This is a genomic window from Dactylosporangium sp. NPDC006015 (assembly GCF_040614215.1).
GTDB classification, from domain to species: Bacteria; Actinomycetota; Actinomycetes; order Mycobacteriales; family Micromonosporaceae; genus Dactylosporangium; species Dactylosporangium maewongense.
The window spans coordinates 37,475-56,100 of record NZ_JBEXUD010000046.1; the positions used below are offsets into that span (position 1 = coordinate 37,475).

Sequence of the window (18,626 nt, forward strand, 5' to 3'; positions counted from 1 at the left end):
GTACTGACCATTTGGTCGGCTGAGCAATCCAGATGGTCGGTTAGTATGCTGTCGGTACGGTGCGCCGCACCACACCGAGCTGTGGAGGACGTCTGCGTGGAGGCCCGGGGACGCAACACGGACAAGACGCGCCGGATGGTGCTGGACGCCGCCGCGAAGGTCGTCGGCACGCAGGGCGCCGGCGCCAGCGTCGACACGATCGCGCGGCACGCCGGGGTGTCGAAAGGCGGCGTCCTGCACCACTTCAAGTCCCGCGACCAGATGCTGCTGGCACTGGCGGAGGACCTGATCGAACAGTTCAGGGCGGCCGTCCACGCGGCGATCGACCCCCACGACAACGCACCGGGCCGACTGGTGCGCGGCTATGTCAACGCGACCTTCGACGAGCTCGTCAGCGGCGACGGGAACTCCGAGTTCGCGGTCCTCGTCGCGACGCTGTTCAGCGTCCCCGGCGTCGACGAACTCCTGCGGCAGGACAGCAGACGGTGGGCGGACGCCTTCGACGCGGACGGCCTGCACCCGCAGCGAGCGCGCCTGATCATGCACGCGGCCGACGGCGCGTCCATCGCCGGCCTGTACGGGGGCGGCGACCTGGCTTCGCTGGAACAGTCCCGCCAGCTGCTGCTCGCACTGAGCCGCCAGGACGGCCCACTCATTGCACCGTGACAAGGCACCGTGACAAGGCACCGTGACAAGGCGCCGTGACAAGGCGCTGAGAACGCGCCCTCGGAAGGTTTGTGCCGCCGGTATGAGGAAATTTCGGCCTTGGTCGCAGGTGGCCGCCGGCAGCGGAAACGAACCTGGAAGAAGGTGAGTCGCGATGGCGAAGTACCTGTTCCGAAGTTCCTACACCACCGAAGGCGTTCGGGGCCTCCTCGACGAAGGTGGCAGCGGCCGCGTCAAGCAGACCGAGGAGTTGGTCGGCCGTCTCGGAGGCAGCGTGGAGTCGTACTACTTCGGCTTCGGCGCTGCGGACACCTACATCGTCGTGGAACTGCCCGACAACTCGACGGCCGCCGCGGTTCGCCTTGCCGTCACCGCCTCCGGGGCGGTCGAAACGGAGGTGATCGCACTGTTGACGCCGGACGAGATCGATCAGGCCACCCGGCAGAAGGTCGGCTACCGGCCGCCCGGCGCCCGGTAGGCCAGATACAGGACCGCTCTGTGGGGCATCGGCGCCAGGGCGCTTGTAGGGGCCGCACTGTCGTCCCGCTCCCGGCAACGAACCTGGAAGAAGGTGACAGACGTGGCGAAGTACCTGTTCCGAAGCGCGTACACCGCTGAAGGTGTTCAGGGCCTTCTCGACGAAGGTGGCAGCGGCCGGCTCAAGGAGTGTGAGCGACTGATCACCAGTCTCGGCGGCCACCTGGAGTCGTTCTACTTCGGCTTCGGCGGTGCGGACACGTACATCATCGCGGACCTGCCCGACAACGCGACGGCCGCCGCGTTCCGCCTTGCCGTCACCGCCTCCGGCGCGGTCGGCACGGAGACGGTCGTACTGCTGACATCGGACGAGATCGATCAGGCCACCCGGCAGAAGGTCGGCTACCGGGCACCCGGTGCCCGATAGGCAACTGGAGGCCGCCCGGCGGGGGACAGGGATGGATCACCTGTGCCCCCGCCGGGCGCCGGCGGTCAGGTGCTGGAGAAGTACCCCAGGCAGTCCACCACCAGATGTGTGCTGCCGCTGCCAGCGTTGTAGAAGTCCGTGACCCCGCCGCCGGTCCTCGGCAGTGACAGTGCGGCGATCGTCTGGCCGGCGAACCAGTTGATAGTGGAGGCCGCGGGCGGGGTGGTGCCGCTGGCGTAGGCCACGGCGAACCCCGCGGTGGTTCCCTGGGTGACCGTGAAGTTCAGGACGAGGGTCGCGTCGTCGGCGATGACGTTGGGGCCCTGCCCGATGGACCGGACACCGAACGCGGCGACCGGGGTGTTGTCCTGGCGGGTGTCCAGCAGCCGGGTGGCACTGACCGCGTGGTACTTGCTGCCGCTCGTGCCGGCGGCGAAGTAGCCGACCACGTCGCCGACGACGTCGGTGCTGCCGACCCCGCCCTGCATCGTGATGTCGATCTTGCCGTTGCCGGCCACGGCCACGATCGCGAGGTCGGCGAGCACGACACCGGTGGTCAGTTGCAGCCCGGAGACGGTGGGCAGGGGTGTGCCGTCGGCCCGGGTGATGAGGTGCCCGCCCGAGGTCGCGTTCGCCGAGGTGAGGTTGATCGCCACCGCGGTGATGCCGGTGGGGATGCCGTTGACGCCGCCGACCTGCAGCGCGATGGTGTTGCCGCCCGCCAGCGGGGCGGTCGGCGCCCCCAGCCCCGACCTCGTGTCGAGGATGCGGGTCGGGTGGAGCGAGTGGTAGCTGCTGTTGCCCGCCTTCGCCTCGTCGGAGGTGAAGTAGCCCGACACGTCGACCACGACGTGCGCGGTCCCGCCGCTGCCGTTGAAGATGCTGATCGTGCCGTCCGGTCCGACCGGGACGATCGCGAAGTTGGCCAGCACGGCGTTCGCCTGGAAGTACACGTTCGACGTCACCGGCTGCGGCGTGTTGGACGGGTACAGCGTCAGGTAGCCGGATGCCGTCGGCGAGATCACGGTCGCGTTGACCGCCACGGCGGTGACGTCGGCGGCCGGGACGCCGTTCGCTCCGGCGATCGTCAGCCTGACCGTGCCGCTCGGCTGGATCGGCGCGGTGTTGCCGCCGTTGCCGAGACCGCTGCGGGTGTCCAGGAACCGGGTCGGGGTGATCGTCTGGTAGTAGCCGGCCGGGGTCTGCGTCTGTGCGACGCCGGTGACCACCCGGACCTCGTCGATGTCGCCGGCGAAGAACTCCGCGGCGGCGCCGGCCCGCAGCGTCCGGCCGATGTTGAACGTGCCGCCGGCGTTCCAGACCGCGGCGACGCTCGCCTCGCTCTGGAACTGCCGGTCGACGTACAGCCGGATCCGTCCGGCGTGGGCGTCGTAGACGGCCTGCAGATAGGTCCAGCTGTTGAGCAGCGGCGCCGCGAGCGAGTTCACCTGGACCACGGTCGGGGTGTCGGTGTCGGCGCCGGTGACCGCGAACGACCACCGGTTGGCGGTCTTGTCGTAGCGGACGGTGTACGCGGCGCCCCGGCTGCCCTGCTGGGAGAAGGCGGCACGGGACACGGTGGTGTCGGTGAGCCGGACCCAGCCCTCGACCGCGAACGACTGGTCCGTACGCACTGCCGGGTCGGCCGTGGCGACGCCGGAGGTGCCGTTGAAGCAGAGGCCGGTGCTGAAGTTGTACCCGTCGCACAACGTCACGGTCGGGTCGGCGGACAGCGTCAGCGGGTGCTGGTACCTGCTGTTGTCGGTGACCTGCCGGGGTTCGGTGGTGGTGTAGTCCTCCATGTCCCAGTCGCCGGTGGTGACGGGTGCGGCGAGCGGCTTCAGGTCGAGCGCCGGGACGACCACGCGGTCCCAGACCTGGACCTCGCCGATGTCGCCGAGGAACGTGCCGGTCCGGGATCCGTTGAGCTTGCCGCGGCCGGCGAGGAGCGCCCCGGTGGCGTTCCAGTTCGTGGCGCGGGTGGACTGACCGGCCAGGATGCCGTTCACGTACAGCTTCGCGGTCTTCGTGCCGGCGTCCCACGACGCCGCCAGGTGCGTCCACTGGTTGAGCACCGGCGGCGCGCCCGACGTCGTCTGCGCGACCGGCGCGTTGATCGTGTCCGAGCCGTACATGGTCAGCGTCCACCGGTTGACCGGTGCAGGGGCGTAGGTGACCGCGAACCCGCACGCGGAGGCGCCTTCCTGGCACAGGACGGTGCGGGTGGTGTCGAGCCCGCCGGTCGGCCGGACCCAGGCGGCGGCGCTGAAGCTCTTCGACGTGTCGAGCACGGCGCCGGCGGTGGCGGCGAGGTCGTCGACCCCGTCGAACCGCAGACCGCGGTCCTTGCCGGTGACGGCGTGCGTGCCCGGGAGGCGGCCGTCGGTCCACGTCGGGCCGTTGGCCGCCGTCATGGCCGGGCCGCCGGCCGGCGACGTGGCCAGGCTGGTGCCGCTGCCCTCGTCCATCTTCCAGACGGCCTTCGGCGCGGCCGGGACGTCGACGAGGAACCGGTAGTCCTTCGGTGGCGACGCGTTCTGGGCGCCGTCACGGGAGCGGACCGTCAGGACGTGCTCGCCGACGTGGGTCGGGGTGACCCAGACCGTGGCCGTCCCGCCGGTGGTGACGGCGTTGACCCACGACTTCGGGCCGGCGTCGAGCTGGTACTCGTAGTCGACGACGTCGGTCTCGCCGTTGGCGCCGAAGGTGAACTGGCCGCTGCGCCCGGCCGAGCCGCGCATCGTGTCGTTGGGCGGCGATTCGAGGTACAGGCCGTCGGCCGCGGCGACGGTCGGTCTGGTGCCGGGCGGGGTGATGTCGAGCGTGAACTCGCACCACGGCGACCAGCCCGAGCTGCCGCCCAGGCCGTCGCTGACCTGCACCTGCCAGCGGGCCATCGACCCGGTGATCGTGCCGTCCTGGACCCCCACCTCGGCGAGGGTCCCGGACGGGACGCCGGTGTCGCTCTTCGGCCAGCCGGCGACGGCGGTCCAGGCGGTGCCGTTCCACTGCTGGAGCGCGAACGACGCGGACAGTTGGCCGCTCTGGTCGCCGTCGGGGTCGGAGACGCTGGCCTTGAGCCACGGCGCCGTCGACCGTACGGTCGGCCGGCCGCTGCCGGTGGCGCAGGCCTGCCCCGCGGCGGTGTAGTCGGGGTGTGTCGTCAGCGCCGACGCCTGCGGTGTGTTGGGCAGGGTGTTGTACTCGATGGACATGGCGGTGGAGGCCTGGTCGAACTTCTTCCACCGGTTGCCGGTGCTCTCGTCGGTGCCGTCGCTGTCGCGGGCGGACAGGCCGAGGGTGTAGCTGCCGCGGCCCTGCCCGAAGTTGATGACGTCGTTCACCAGGGTCTGGTTGGAGAACTCCATGTACATGTTGGGTTGCGGGTCGTTGGTGCAGCCGGCGCCGGTGGAGGGTTTGTGGGCGTTGCCGGACCTGGTCTCGACGAACAGGTTGAGGGCGGGGCCGGACCAGGTCTGTTTGCCGCTCGTGGTGAGGTCGCCGGTGCGGTACAGGCTGACGGGGGTGGCGGTGCAGGACCAGGAGTGGGTCATGGTGGTGATGAACTTGGCGCCGCGGATCTGTTTGCCGGGCAGCCAGCTGAGGTCGAACGCGAAGAACGACCGGTAGGTGCCGGACCCGTCGGTGTTGACGCCGACGCGGACGATGCCGTCGTCGCGGTTGGCGTTCGTGGAGTTGGTGTAGCCCCAGCGGGCGCGGCCGACACCGGTCCACGGGTCGATCACGACCGGGTACGTGACGCTCGGGTCGGCGAGCATCGCGGCGTCGGGGACGATGACGAGCGATCCGCCCTCGACGGTGGTCGGCAGGTCGGCCGTGCGCGCGTTGTCGGGCACGTGCCGCAGCGCCGAGCTCCGGCCCGCGGTCAGGGACCGCTGGGCACTCGGCACGCCGGCGGAGTCCCACATGAGCGCTTGCCCGGCGGAGGCGGCGACCTTCCCGGCGCTGTCGCGGGCCTCGTAGCCGCCGCCCGGCTTGTTCCGCAGCGACCAGCCGGTGCTGGTGAGACCGAACTTCAGCTTGGCGAGGGCGGGGTTCGCCGCCGCCTGGCGGGTCTTGACGATGAGGGAGTACCCGAAGCCCTCCACTGTGGACTGCACCTGCAGGTCGACATCGGGCAGCACCGACTCGTAGACCGCGGTGTCGCCCTCGATGCGGGGCGCGGGCAGCTTCGACGGCCAGGTCAGCTTGAGCGCGCCGCCGGCGCCGTTGAGGGTGACGAGGGGTTCGGTGCCGCCGGCGGAGAACCGCACGTCCGCCACCGACGCGGCGGGTGCGATCGTCGCGCCGTCACGGCGCAGGTTCAGGTCGATCTGCCGCCACGCGCCGTCCTTCTTCGTCCAGTGCGGCACCGCGTAGCTCTCCCGCACCAGCGTCCCGCGCGGCGTGGCCACGACCCGGGCGAGCTCGGACTTCGAGCCCTGCACCTCGACGTCGCGGCCGCTGTCCACGGCCTGCCGGATGGCGGCGGTCTCGGCCGCCCGCTGGTTCGTGGCCTGCTGCCCTATTGGTGTAGGCGCGGGTTCCGCGCCGGCCGGCGCGCCGGCCGCCAGCGCGACCACGGTGCCGACCGCGGCGACCGTGAGCGAAGTGGTGACGGCGAATGAGCGGTTTCTGCGCACGGAACGACAGAACTTGATCACTATGAGCCCCCGCGAAAGTGAAAGTGAGCGAAACGTAGGGGCCGCGCACCCGCCATGTCAATCGATGCCCGCGATGTCGGCACACCGCCACACCCGCACCGCGGATCGGCGTCAGTCCGGGGGTGGGCGCTCGCCGGAGCCGCGGGGGATGAGCCGCACGTCGACCGTGACCGTCTGCACCGGGCGCCCGTGGTCGGCGGCGCGCAGGCGGAGCAGGTCGATCGCGGTCCGCCCGATCGTGTCGCTGTCCTGGGCGACGACGGTGACGCCGGGGCGCAGCAGGTCGGCGAGCGGGAAGTCGTCGAAGCCGACGATGGCCAGCGTGCCGGCGTCCGGTCCCAGGTGGCGCAGCACCTCCAGGGTGGTCGAGGCGTTGCCGGTGATGAGCGCCGTCGCGGGCCGCGGGCCGCGCAGCACCTCGTCGAGCGCCGCGGCGATCCGGGCGGGCTCCACGGGCCCGGGGTGGACCCGGCCGGTGATCGGCTCGCCGCCCGCCGCCATGCAGGCCCGGAACGCCGCGGCCCGCTCGCGGCCGGTGAAGATGCGCTCCGCGTCGCCGATGTAGGCGATGCGGCGGTGCCCGTGCGAGGTCAGGTGCCCGAAGGCGGTGCCGATGCCGGCGGCGTTGTCGGAGATGACGGTGTCGGCGGTGATGCCACCGGCCGGCCGGTCGAACGCGACGATCGGCGTGCCCGCGTCGAGCTCGCGGGTGAGGTACTGGTGGTTGTCGCCGACGGGTTCCAGCACGATCCCGTCGAGGTGGTGGCGGCACATGGACTGCACGACCTCGCGCTCGCGGTCCTCCTCGTCGGCCGTCGCCGTGGCCAGGATGGTGTAGCCGTGCTCGCGGGCGGCGGCGTCGAGCGAGCTGAGGACCGGATGGCCGGCGGCCAGGTTGCGCACCGCGACGCCGATGAGGCCGCTGCTGCCGCCGCGCAGCTGCCGGGCGCGTTCGTCCGGCACGTAGCCCAGGGCGGTGACGGCGGCGTGCACCCGGTAGGCGAAGTCGGCGCCGACGGTCGGGTCGCCGTTGACGACCCGCGAGACCGTTCGCAGCGCGACCCCGGCGTGCCGGGCGACGTCGTTCATCGTCGGCCGCTTGCGGCGCTCGGTCATGTCTGATCCTCCCATGTCTGCGGCTCGATCATAGGCGAGATCACTCAGACAACGTTATCCCGAGGCGTCGTCGGAGCGTTGACATCCGATGTTTCGCGGTCGTAAGGTTCCCGCACGGCCGCCACCGCTGTAGCTCCTGCCGGCCCGGGCGGACGTTATCCCGGAGGTTTCCATGTCATTGACCCGCCGCACGGTCCTGATCTCCGCACTGTCCTCCGCCACGCTGCTCGCGACCGGCTGCTCGCCGGGCGAGACCGGCGACGGCGGCCCGACGATCACGTTCCTCACCTTCGAGACCCCGGCACTGACCGCCACGTTCTGGGACGACTCGATCACCGACGCCACCAAGGGCCTCGACGGCGTCACCGTCAAGAAGATCGTGGCTCCGACCAGCGACCGCAACGCCTACGCGAAGCAGCTGCAGGCGTCCGGCCAGTTCCCCGACGTGCTCGCCTCCATCAACCCCAAGGACTTCCTCGAGGCCGGGCTGCTGCAGCCCTTCGAGCCGGGGTGGCTGGAGTCCAACTTCCTGCAGCCCGACGGCAACGCCATCGGCGGCAAGACCTACATCCCGCCGACCAACTCGCAGATCCTGCCGATGGTCTTCTACAACAAGGAGCTCTTCGCCAAGCACGGCCTGGCGGTGCCGGCGACCTGGGCCCAGTTCACCGACGTGGTGGCCAGGCTCAAGGCGGCCGGGGTGACCCCGATCCAGCTCGCCGGCGCCGAGCCGTGGTCGGCCAGCATGCCGCTCGTCGGCCTGGTCAGCGCGCACGTGCTCGGCCGCAACCCCAACTGGATCAAGGACCGCTACGCCGGCCGGACGCACTTCGCCGACGCCGACGTCGTCGCCGCCGTCACCCGGCAGCGCGACCTCGTCAAGGCCGGGGCGTTCGGCAGCGGCGCGCTCGGCGTCAACTACGCCGACGCCAACAAGCAGTTCCTCGACGGCAAGGCCGGCATGTACCTCATGGGCAGCTGGTTCATCGGCCAGGTCTCCGCCGCCCAGGCCGCGAGCTTCGGCGCGTTCCTGCTGCCGACCGAGGACGGCCGGCCGGTCGTGCCGTTCAACGTCGGCGGCACGACCAGCGTCAACGCGAAGTCGGCCAACGCCGCCAAGGCCGCCGAGTTCGCCAAGGCCTGGTCGCTGTCGCCGAAGAACCTGCGCACGCTCATCGAGACCGACGGCGCCTTCCCGATGCTCAAGACCGTGCAGCTGGAGGACTTCGGCGCCAAGGTCACGCCGCTGTTCACCGACTGCTACCGGTTCGTGCAGGACGGCACCGCCAAGGTCAGCTCGATCGGCTGGGTGAACAACGACGACGCGCTGCCACCCGGCGTCGCCGACCTGTTCTACGCCCTGTCGCAGCAGCTGTTCACCAATGACGACGTCAAGGGACAGCTCGCGGCGCTCGACGCCGCCTGGGACAAGGCCGCCAAGTGACGGCGCGGGCCCGGCGGCGGCGGCAGGGCCGGGGCCTCGCAGCCATCGCCTGGCTCGCGGTCGGCCTGTACGTGCTGTTCCTGCTCTACCCGCTCGGCCGCAGCGCGGCGCTGAGCCTGACCGACCGCAACCCGCTCAAGACCAGCAGCAGCTTCGTCGGGCTGGCCAACTACGCGGAGCTGCTGCGCGACGAGCGGCTGCGCGGCACGCTGCAGTTCACCCTGCTGGTCGTCGTCGTGGTGACGGTGGTGGCCAACGTCTTCGGCCTGGCCTTCGCGCTGCTGCTCAACCGCGACACCACCGGCTACCGGGTCATGCGCACGCTCGTGTTCATCCCGCAGGTGCTCTCCGGCGTCATCGTGGCGTTCATCTGGCGCAGCCTGCTCACCCAGAACGGCCTGCTCAACGCCGCCCTGCGCCAGGTCGGCCTCGGCGGCGAACCGGTCGCCTGGCTCGGCTCCACCCGGCTCGCCACCGTGTCCATCTGCGCCGTCGTGAGCTGGGCGACGATCGCGTTCGCGACGGTCGTGTACTCCGCGTCGCTGCGCACCGTCCCGCCGGAGCTGTACGAGGCCGCGCGGATGGACGGCGCGAGCGCACCGCAACGGTTCCGTGCCGTCACGCTGCCGATGATCGCGCCCGGCATGACCATCAACGTCGTCCTCTGCCTGATCACCACCTTCAAGCTGTACGACGTCATCGCGGTGCTGACCGGCGGCGGCCCGGCGAACACCACCCAGTCCACCGCGTACTACCTGCTGGAGGTCGCGTTCACGCAGAACCTCTTCGGCTACTCCTCGGCGATCGCCATGCTGCTGCTCGCGCTCACCGCCGGGATCGCGTACACCGTCACGTCCCTGCTGCGCCGACGCGAGGTCCGGCTGTGATCCGACGTCTCCACCCGCAGACCGTGTTCGCCGCGCTGGCGACCCTCGGTTTCTGCCTGCCCATCTACCTGGCCCTCGTCAACGCGTTCAAGGATCAGCGGCAGATCCTGGCGAACCCGGCGGCCCCGCCCGCGCCGTTCACGCTGACCAACCTCACCCGCGCGTTGCAGCGCCCGGACCTGCTCGTCCAGGTCGGCCTCATCAACTCCGTCGTCGTCACCGCCGTGTCCGTCGCGGTGCTGGTGCCGCTGGCCAGCGCGCTGAGCTTCTACATCTCGGAGCGCCCGCCACGGCTCAAGGGCGTGCTGCTCGCCGTCTTCGCGCTGGGCCTCATGGTGCCGCCGCAGGTGGTGCTGCTGCCGATCGTCGGGCTGCTGGACAGTGTCGGGCTGCAGCACACGTACGCCGGCCTCATCCTGGCCAACGTCGGCGGCGGCTACCTGTCCTTCGCCGTGTTCGTCTACGTCGGTTTCCTGCGCGGCGTGCCCCGGGAGGTCGTCGAGGCGGCCCGGGTCGACGGCGCCGGCGACCTGCGGGTGTGGTGGCAGGTGGTGTTCCCGATGGTGCGCCCGGCCACCGCGACCGTCGCCATCTTCCTCGGCCTGTGGGTGTGGAACGACTTCCTCAACCCGCTGTTCATCCTCGGCCCGCTGAAGGGACAGACCATCACCACCGGCGTCTACCTCTCGCTCGGCACCTACTCGACCGACTACGGCCAGCTCTTCGGCATCATGTTCCTCGCCGCGGTCATCCCGGTCGTCGGCTACCTGGTCAGCCAGCGCGAGTTCATCCACGGCCTGATGAGCGGGGCGACGAAGTGAGCGCGCCGCCGCTGGACGACCTCGCCGGGGACTGGATGCCCGCCGCCGACCTCGCGCACCTGCCGTCGCTGCGCAACCAGTGGGGCCAGGCACACGTCAACGCCGACCTCACGTCCGTGTCGTGGCTGGCGATGCCACCGTTCTCCGGCGGCTACCACACCGGCGTCCTGCGCGTCGCCGGCCGGGTGGTCGCCGCCGACCGGTTCCGCTGGGCGCCGTGGGGCGTCGCCCGGTCCGGCACCGCCGCCGGTCTCACCGTCGAGACCGACACGCGGCTCGGCTACGAGCGGCACGCCGTGCTGTGGCGGGTCCGCCTGCACAACCCGGGGGAGCGGCCGGTCACCGTCGACGTCGAGCAGCGCCTCCTGGCGCCGATCGCGCACAGCGAGACGGGCTGGGGCTGGCTCTACGGCGCGCCGTGGAGCGCCGGGCACTACCCGGACCACTTCGCCACCGAACGGGTGCGGGCCGAGGTCCTCGCCGACGCGCCGCGCCAGGTGCAGCTGCACGCCGCGGAGCCGCGGCACCTGCGGCTGGGCCGCCCCCGCCCGCCGGGCATCCAGCGCGACGAGGACACCGAGCCGATGCTGCTGTCGACGGAGCTGCCCGACCACACCGCGCCCGACTCCGGCCGCGTCCGGCCACCCGCCGTCCTCGGCAGCGTCCGCGGCCTCGCGGCCGCCCCCGGCACGTTCCGGATCCGTGCCGTGGACGAGGAGCACCGCCTCCCGGCCGTGGCGCTCGGACCCGGCGCGACGCTGAGCCTGCAGTTCCGCCCGGACGCCGACGGCCAGAGCGGCGTCATCCTGACCCACGGCAACCACCCCGACTCCGTCCAGCTCGGCCTCACCGACGGCCGGCCGTGGCTGCGGGCCGGCGGTGAGCTCGTCACCGGCGGCGAGGCGCTCGCGGCCGGGCGCTGGCACGGGCTGAGCGTCCACATCGGCGACCACGGCGCCTCCCTCGACGCCGGCGGCGCCGTGCTGACCACCGAGCCCTGGGACGGCGCGCACCGGTGGCGGCCCGAGATCGAGGACACGGCGGTGGTGGTGGCCGACGGCGGCAGCCCGGCCTTCGCCGCGTACGCCTTCGCCACCCCACCCGACCGCCTCGACCCGCTCGGCGGCGGCGCGGTCGCCGGCTGGACCGTCACCGTCGCCCCCGGCGGGACCGCCGAGCTCGGGGTCGTGCTGACCTTCGCCACCGGCCGCTCGGACGCGCTGCGCGCCGCCCGGCATGCGGCGGGCCGGTTCGCCGCCGAGCACGCCGCCGTCGCCGACCGCTGGCGCGCCACCTGGGCGAGCGCCTTCACCCCCGGCAACGCGGTGTTCTCCGGCCACCTCCCGGCCCTCGACGGCGCCCCCGAAGGCCTCGCCCGCACGTACCACCTGGGCGTGCTGCTCGCCGTCTACCTGCGCAACACGGGTGTCAGCCCGATCGGCCCGGTCTACCTCACCGGCGGCCCGCGGCTCGGGGCGACCACGACGTTCTTCTGGGACCAGTCGGAGTGGCCGCACACCGCCGCCCGCCTGGACCCGGCGGCGCTGCGCGCCTGGCTGCTCGCCGCGCTCGCCCAGCCGTACGAGCGCTGCCACTCCTTCGACACCCGCAACCTGCTGCCGACCGGCAACCACTACGCCGCCAACGACTACGCGCTGTTCCGCACCGTCCACGCGTACCTGGCGGAGACCGGCGACCTCGCCCTGCTGCCGGAGAAGGCCGGCGCCGCGACGGTCCTGGACCACCTGCGGGCGATGGCCTACCGCCCGCGTTCGGCCCGCGCGGGGTGGGGCGACGGGGTGCTGATGGACTTCGGCCGCGACCCGTGGGAGCTGCTGGAGTGCGTGCCCAACTACCGCGACGCGGTCGTGTCGCTCAACGCCGCCCACGCCGGGATGCTGCGCAGTCTCGCGGGGCTGCTGCGCCGGCTGCCCACCGAAGACGAGACGGCGGCGGAGTTGTCTGCCGAGTTGTCGGTGGAGGCCGCCCGCGCCGACGCCGACGCCGACGCGCTCACCGCGGCGGTCCTCGGCCAGTACGCCGGCGGCGGCCGCTGGCGCATCGCGCACCCCGAGGGCGACGAGACGATCGGCCACGTCCTGGACTTCGCGCTGGTCGCCGCCGAGCTCGCCGACGATCTGCCCGAGCACGTCCGCGCGGAGATGGTCGAGTTCGCCGCCACCCACCTCGTCGACGGCGACTGGATGCGGGCCCTCGCCCCCGACGACCCGGTGGCGCCGCGCTCCGACCGCCCCGACCACGGCGCGGCGGGCGCGTTCGGCGCATGGCCCGGCGCCACCGCGCACGGCCTGTGCCGCCTCGGCCGGCCCGACCTCGCCGAGGCCCTGCTGTCACGCATCCACGCCGCCACCTCCGGCGGGCTGTGGGGGCAGGCGATGGAGGCGGTCGGTGGCGGCCGCTTCCGCGTCGCCGAGCGGGGCGTCGCCAACCGCGACAGCAACGCCGGCGTCGCTGCCACCGAGGCCATCCTGCTCGGACCATTCGGTCCTGACGTTCACCGCGGGGATCGGCGCCCCGCCCGTACCAGTCCCGGCAACAACCGCTCGTCCATTCCGCCGATGAGGGAGCGCACATGAACCACCGCCCGAACCACAGACCGCACCACCGACAGGGCCGCCGGCTGACCGCCGCCGGCACCGCACTGCTCGGCGCCGGCGTCGCCGCGCTCGTCACCGTCACCTCCGCCGCACCCGCGCACGCGGCGACCCCGACCCCCACCCAGCAGTGGACCGACGTGCAGAACCTCGTCGGTCCGATCCGCGGCGTCTGGACCAGCCCGGACGCCGCGGGCGCGATCAGCCGCTCGATGCCGAACACCGCCCTGCTCGGCAACGGCGACATCGGCGTCACGTCCGGCGGCAGCGCCGGCGCCAAGACCTTCTACGTCTCCAAGGGCGACTTCTGGGCCGGCAACCCCAACCCGTCGTTCGTCGCGCTCGGCGGCGTCACCATCGCGCCCGCCGCCGCTGCCCCGTCGGGCAACCTCGCGCTCGGGGCGACCGCCACCGCCACCAGCGCACATCCGGACTTCCCGCCGCCGCGCGCGGTCAGCGGGCAGTGGGGCAGCGGCTACGAGGGCTGGGTCTCGCAGATCGGCAAGCCGCAGACGCTGACGCTCGACCTGGGCTCCGCCAAGACCTTCGACCGGTACGTCGTGCGCCACGACAGCGCCGCCCGCCCCGCCGAGACCGCCAACAACACCAAGAACTTCACGCTGCAGACCAGCACCGACGGGTCGGCCTGGGCGACGGCGGACACCGTCACGAACAACATGACCGCCGTCACCGACCGCACCGTCACGAGCCGCACCGTGCGCTACGTCCGGCTGAACATCACCGAACCGACCCAGGGCACCACCGCCGACTCCAGCACCAACCCGCGGGCCCGCATCGGCCAGCTGGAGCTCTACGCCCCCGGCACCGGGCCGGGCACGCCACCCGCGTCCGGCGCGTTCCGCGAGGAGCAGAACATCCTGCGCGGCGACGTCGACACCACGATGACGCTCGCGGGCCAGCCCGTCACCATGCGGACGTGGACGGCCGCCGACCGCAACCTCGTGGTGACGCAGCTGCAGTCCACCGGGACCACCACGGTATCGCTGAAGGCGGAGACCTTCGCCGGCGCCGTCGACGCCCGCTCCGGCTTCACCAACACCGCGGGCGTGTCCGGCCAGACGCTGTGGGCGACCCGCCGAACGCCGACCGGGCCGCGCTGGGTCTCCGAGGCATCGCTCGCCACCCGCCTGGTCGGCGGCACCGTGACCGGCACGCCGTCCGCGTCGGGTGCCACCGCGCGGCTGACCTTCGACCTCGCCCCAGGCCAGACCGTCCGGCTGGTCACCGCCGTCGCGGGCGGCGGGCAGAACCCGACCGGCACCGCGGCCGCCGCCCAGTCCCTCGCCGGCGCGCAGACCGGCGCCGCGCTCGACGGCCTCTACACGTCCCACGTGGACTGGTGGAAGGGCTACTGGCTGCGCTCCTACCTCAACGTCGGCGACGACGTCCTGCACCGCTACTACTACGGCGCCCTCTACCTGCTCGGCTCCTCGATCCGCCCGGGCCGGCTGTCGCCGGGGCTCTACGGCATCTGGGCCACCAGCGACTCCCCGCAGTTCAGCGGGGACATGCACCTCAACTACAACTACATGGCCAACTTCTACGGCGTGTACTCCAGCAACCGCACCGACCTCGCCCAGCCGTACTTCGACCTCGTCGCCGCCTACCTTCCCGAGGCCCGGCGGCGCGCCCGGCAGGACCTCAACCGCGTCAAGCCCGACTACGTGAGCCGCCGCTTCCCGTCCGGCGGCGTCCCGGCCGGGCTGCTGTTCCCGGTCGGCATCGCCCCGTACGGCGCCACCGCCGACGACAACTACCACCAGCAGGTCGGCAACGCCCTGTTCGTGGCGACGCAGTACCTGGCCTACTACGACTACACCCGCGACCGCGCGTTCCTGCAGAACACCGCCTACCCGGTGCTGAAGGAGGTGGCGGCGTTCTTCTCCAGCTGGCTGGAGCTCGACCCGGCGACCGGCCGGTACAACCTCTGGTCGGGGCCGCACGAGGGCCTTTGGGGTCGCAACTCCAGCCCGGACCTGGGCATGCTGCGCACGCTGCTGTCCGCGCTGGTCGACGCGTCCGTCGAGCTGAACACCGACGCGTCGCTGCGGGCGACGTGGCAGAACCTCCTGGCGCACCTGCCACCGCAGCCGACGACCGTCGTCAACGGGCGCACCGTCTACGCCGTCGCGGACCCGGGGACCATCAGCGGCAGCGACACCCGCGCGATCCATCCCGGCGACAACACCGTCAACCTCGAGTTCATCCACCCCGGCGAGGCGCTCGGGCTGTCCTCGCCGGCCGCCGAACGCCAGGCCGCGATCGACACCCTCAACGCGATGAACTCGTGGGGCCAGGACAACAGCTTCCCGAAGGTCTTCACCCAGGCGGCCCGAGCCGGCTACCCGGCGCAGAGCCTGATCGACCAGCTGCGGGCGCAGATCATCCAGAAGCAGGGCCCGAACCTGCGCATCGTCGACCCGTCCCACGGCCTGGAGAAGTCCGGCGCCGTCGAGGCGGTCGACAGCCTGCTGCTGCAGAGCGACGACGGCGTCATCCGGGTCTTCCCGGTGTGGCCGGCGACCCGCGACGCCAGCTTCGTGAACCTGCGCGAGAAGGGCGCCTTCCTGGTGTCCAGCCGGCTCAGCGCCGGCCGGGTGTCCTACGTGGACATCGTTTCGCAGGCCGGCCGCCAGGTCACCCTGCTCAACCCGTGGGGCACGCAGCCGGTGACCGTCACCCGGGCCGGCGCCGGCACCGTGGCGCACACGACCGCGAACGGCACCGTGTCGTTCCCGACCCAGGCGGGGGCGACCTACCAGATCGTGCCCGCCTGACCCGCGCCTGACCCGCCCAGGACCCCGCCGGCACCGTCCGGCGGGGTCAGTCAGGGTTCAGGTGGCTGAGAAGGGATCGCGCGGCGGCGGCGGTCTTCGACTTGCCGGTGGTTGCGAGCAGCCATTGCCGCAGGGCGGGATCGGTGACCGGCACGCTGGCGCGCAGGTGTTCGTCGCGGAGGAGCTCCACCAGGGTGTGCAGGCCACGGCCGGTCCGGTCAAGCGACGGCAGCAGGGCGGTCAGCACCGCCCGGACCTGTGCGCCGTGCCCGGCCAGGGACAGGTCGCCCAACGCGTCGGCCCACCGGTGCAGCGGCACCGCGGGAGCCAGCGTCGCCATCGCGGATGCCACCGCCGCCGGGTCCATGCGGTGGGGCAGCAGCGCCGCGGCGGTGTCGACGGCGGCGGTGCGGTCGCTGAGGCCGGCGCCTCCCAGCCCGGCCGCGACGACGTACGGGCTCAGTGGCGGCAGCTCGGCGACCGTGCGGTCGAGCAGGTGCATGGCATGGGCTGAGACGCCGCCGTCGACGGTGCCGTCGAGGGACGCGAGCTGGTGCTGGAGCGCCATGGCCAGGAGCGGTTCGATGTTGCCGGGCCACATCGACGCCAGCCACGGGTGCCACGGCCCGCCGGGCGACCGGTCGAACGGTCCCGCGTAGGCGAGCGCCACGGTCGGCAGCGCCGGATCGGGGGGTTCCGGCGAAGCGGGCGGTCCGAGCGCGCCGACCCGGATGGGCCGGTAGGAGGACCATTCGGGATCGAACGACACCTGCCACGCGGGTGCCCGTCCCGCACCGGGCGCGTCGAAGCCGGGTCCGCGGCCGATCAGCGGCGCGTCGTCGCCGCGCGGCGCGCGCGCCCGGGCCGCGGCGATCCACAGTGGACGGTCCGAGCGGCTGAGCGGCTCCGGCGGCGGCCCGCCGAGGGCGTACCGGAGGGCGGTGCCGGCGGCGCCGGGCACCGCGGCCGCCGCGTCGCGGACCGCCGCGGACGCGCCGGCCGGGTCGGGCCCGAGCCGCAGGAGCGCGGCGACCAGGTCGAGCGGATCCGGCTCGGCACCAATGGAGGGCGGGCCCGCGGTGGCGCCCATGGAGAGCGGATCCGCAGTGGCGCCGGTGGTGAGCCGCTGGATGAGCACGTCCGGCGCGATCCAGCCGCCGGCGTGGGTCGGCTCCGCGCACGGGGCGAACCGGCGCCCGGCGCGCAAGGCCGACTCCACGGCGGCCACCCGCCCGGCGAGCAGCTGCACCTGCGGCGGTAGCGACGGCAGCTTGCGTACCGGCTTCGCGTGGGCGGCGGCGAACACCAGTCCGGCGACGACGTCCAGGAGCAGGTCCCACTCGTACGCGGGGCCGTCGCGCAGCAGGCGGGCCGCCCGGCGGGCCAGGCCGGCGTACTCGCCGGGGTCCGGGCCGAGCCGGGCGGCCGCGCAGAGGGCGCGTTCGAGCAGCTCGGCGTCGGTCGGGTCGGCCAGCAGGATGGCGAACGCCTCGGCCAGCTCCGCCTGGTCCGTGATCGGCGCCACCGCTTCCAGTACCGGCGCGGCGACCTCGGGCGGGGCGACCGGTGCCGTGACCGTGGGCGGCGCATCCGCGCCGAGCCAGCCGCGGGCCTCGGCCGCGACCGCGGGCGCCAGCGCCGGCAACGCGGACAGGACCGGCCCTGGCTCACCACGCAGCCGCAACTGCTGGACGGCGGCCGCCTGGACGTCGGGGTGCGGATGGCCGAGCGCGGCGACGATGACGGACGACTGCCCGTCGCCGACCCGCGCCGCGAGGGCGAGCGCCTTCGTCGCGGTGGATTTCGCCGGTGCGAGGACCGCGGCGCCGAGCCCGTCGGCGAGCGCGGCGCCGTCGTGGTCGAGCCGACCCGCCTTCTGCACGGCGGTGAGGGCGTCGACGGCGAGCGCGGCGGTCGGCCCGACGGAGCTGCGCAGCAGCGTCACGTAGCCGGCCTGGCGGGCGGCGAGTTCCTCGACGGACGGCGCCAGCGCGGCATGCAGGCGCGAGTACCAGCCGGCGCGGTACTGCGGGAACCCGAGCCCGAGCGCGGCGACGGTCGCGTCCAGCACCCGCGCGCGGTCGATGGTGGCGTCCGACAGCAGGTCGAGGACCGTGTCGTGCCACGTCTGCACGGACCGGCCACTGTACTTGTCGACGTTGGCCAGGCTCACCTGCCGGTTGCCCTCGATCTCGAAGATCCGCCAGAAGGCCCGGGCCAGCAGATCCGGGTCGGCCCGCAGCCGATCCGCCCGGCGCGCGCCGGCGCTGTACCGCCCACCGAAGTGGCCGACCATCGCCAGCACGTAGTCGTCGTCGGCGTCCAGCGTGATGAGGCCGTCGCGTTCCGCCGCGCGGATGACGTGGAAGTCCGGGCCGAAGTCCGCGGTCGCCATCGTGCGCATCGCGTGCCGGGCGAGCGCGTGCACGAACCGGCCGCCCCGCGCGCGGGCGATCCGCATCTGCTGGTCGTCCTGCGGCCAGTACAACCCGTCGGCGGGCGCCGCGGCCATGAGGATCAGCTCCAGCCGCCGTCCCTCCTCGGGCGTGTACCGGTCCTTGCGACCGTCGGCAGCGTCCCGCCACGCGTACCGCTCCCAGGCGTGCAGCACCGGCCGGTGCAGGGCCGCCCGTTCGTCCGCGGTGAACGCGCACACCCGGTCGAGCAGGACCCCATCGTCGAGCGTCAGGAGTTCGGTCAGCGTCGCCACA

General features: G+C 72.8%; 11 protein-coding genes. 8 read left to right on the forward strand and 3 right to left on the reverse strand.

The genetic code is table 11. From position 1 onward, the window contains the following. Nucleotides 1–96: 96 nt before the first annotated feature. The 3 genes from ABZ321_RS46825 (at nt 97) to ABZ321_RS46835 (ending at nt 1,570) form a co-directional block, all read left to right on the forward strand. Nucleotides 97–666 (forward strand): TetR/AcrR family transcriptional regulator, encoded by a 570-nt coding sequence (locus tag ABZ321_RS46825; RefSeq protein WP_344506465.1) that lies wholly within the window; start codon nt 97–99, stop codon nt 664–666. A gap of 154 nt (nt 667–820) precedes the next feature. Then, nucleotides 821–1,144, forward strand: coding sequence for a GYD domain-containing protein (locus ABZ321_RS46830; RefSeq protein WP_344506463.1), 324 nt, complete (start codon nt 821–823; stop codon nt 1,142–1,144). A gap of 102 nt (nt 1,145–1,246) precedes the next feature. Next, nucleotides 1,247–1,570, forward strand: a complete 324-nt coding sequence (locus ABZ321_RS46835) for a GYD domain-containing protein (protein WP_354902802.1) — start codon at nt 1,247–1,249, stop codon at nt 1,568–1,570. A gap of 65 nt (nt 1,571–1,635) precedes the next feature. Here the strand turns inward: ABZ321_RS46835 and ABZ321_RS46840 are convergent, their stop codons facing one another. Continuing rightward, entirely contained in the window at nt 1,636–6,213 is a 4,578-nt protein-coding gene (locus ABZ321_RS46840; RefSeq protein ID WP_354902804.1) for a LamG domain-containing protein, read from the reverse strand. Between the two features lie 132 nt (nt 6,214–6,345). Next, complete coding sequence (locus ABZ321_RS46845; protein ID WP_344506457.1) at nt 6,346–7,350, reverse strand: LacI family DNA-binding transcriptional regulator; 1,005 nt, start codon at nt 7,348–7,350, stop codon at nt 6,346–6,348. 172 nt (nt 7,351–7,522) lie between these two features. Here ABZ321_RS46845 and ABZ321_RS46850 point away from each other — a divergent pair, with 172 nt between their 5' ends. From ABZ321_RS46850 to ABZ321_RS46870, 5 genes are read left to right on the forward strand one after another with little or no spacing between them, the layout of a single operon-like run. Next, on the forward strand, nt 7,523–8,794 hold the full coding sequence (locus ABZ321_RS46850; protein WP_344506455.1) for an extracellular solute-binding protein: 1,272 nt from the start codon (nt 7,523–7,525) through the stop codon (nt 8,792–8,794). After that, the gene (locus ABZ321_RS46855; protein ID WP_344506453.1) at nt 8,791–9,681 is read left to right on the forward strand and encodes a sugar ABC transporter permease; all 891 of its coding nucleotides are present in this window, start codon (nt 8,791–8,793) and stop codon (nt 9,679–9,681) included. Before ABZ321_RS46850 ends, ABZ321_RS46855 begins: the two co-directional genes overlap by 4 nt. Next, nucleotides 9,678–10,502 carry a carbohydrate ABC transporter permease gene (locus ABZ321_RS46860; protein WP_354902808.1) on the forward strand — a complete coding sequence of 275 codons (825 nt, stop codon included), beginning with the start codon at nt 9,678–9,680 and terminating at the stop codon, nt 10,500–10,502. Before ABZ321_RS46855 ends, ABZ321_RS46860 begins: the two co-directional genes overlap by 4 nt. Beyond that, a complete protein-coding gene (locus ABZ321_RS46865; RefSeq protein ID WP_354902810.1) occupies nt 10,499–13,099 on the forward strand; it encodes a hypothetical protein in 2,601 nt (866 codons plus the stop codon). The genes ABZ321_RS46860 and ABZ321_RS46865 overlap by 4 nt, the downstream gene beginning before the upstream one ends. Continuing rightward, entirely contained in the window at nt 13,096–15,915 is a 2,820-nt protein-coding gene (locus ABZ321_RS46870) for a discoidin domain-containing protein (protein WP_354902813.1), read from the forward strand. The genes ABZ321_RS46865 and ABZ321_RS46870 overlap by 4 nt, the downstream gene beginning before the upstream one ends. Before the next feature lie 46 nt (nt 15,916–15,961). Here the strand turns inward: ABZ321_RS46870 and ABZ321_RS46875 are convergent, their stop codons facing one another. Further along, nucleotides 15,962–18,625 (reverse strand): DUF6493 family protein, encoded by a 2,664-nt coding sequence (locus ABZ321_RS46875; RefSeq protein WP_354902816.1) that lies wholly within the window; start codon nt 18,623–18,625, stop codon nt 15,962–15,964. Nucleotide 18,626: the final 1 nt, after the last annotated feature.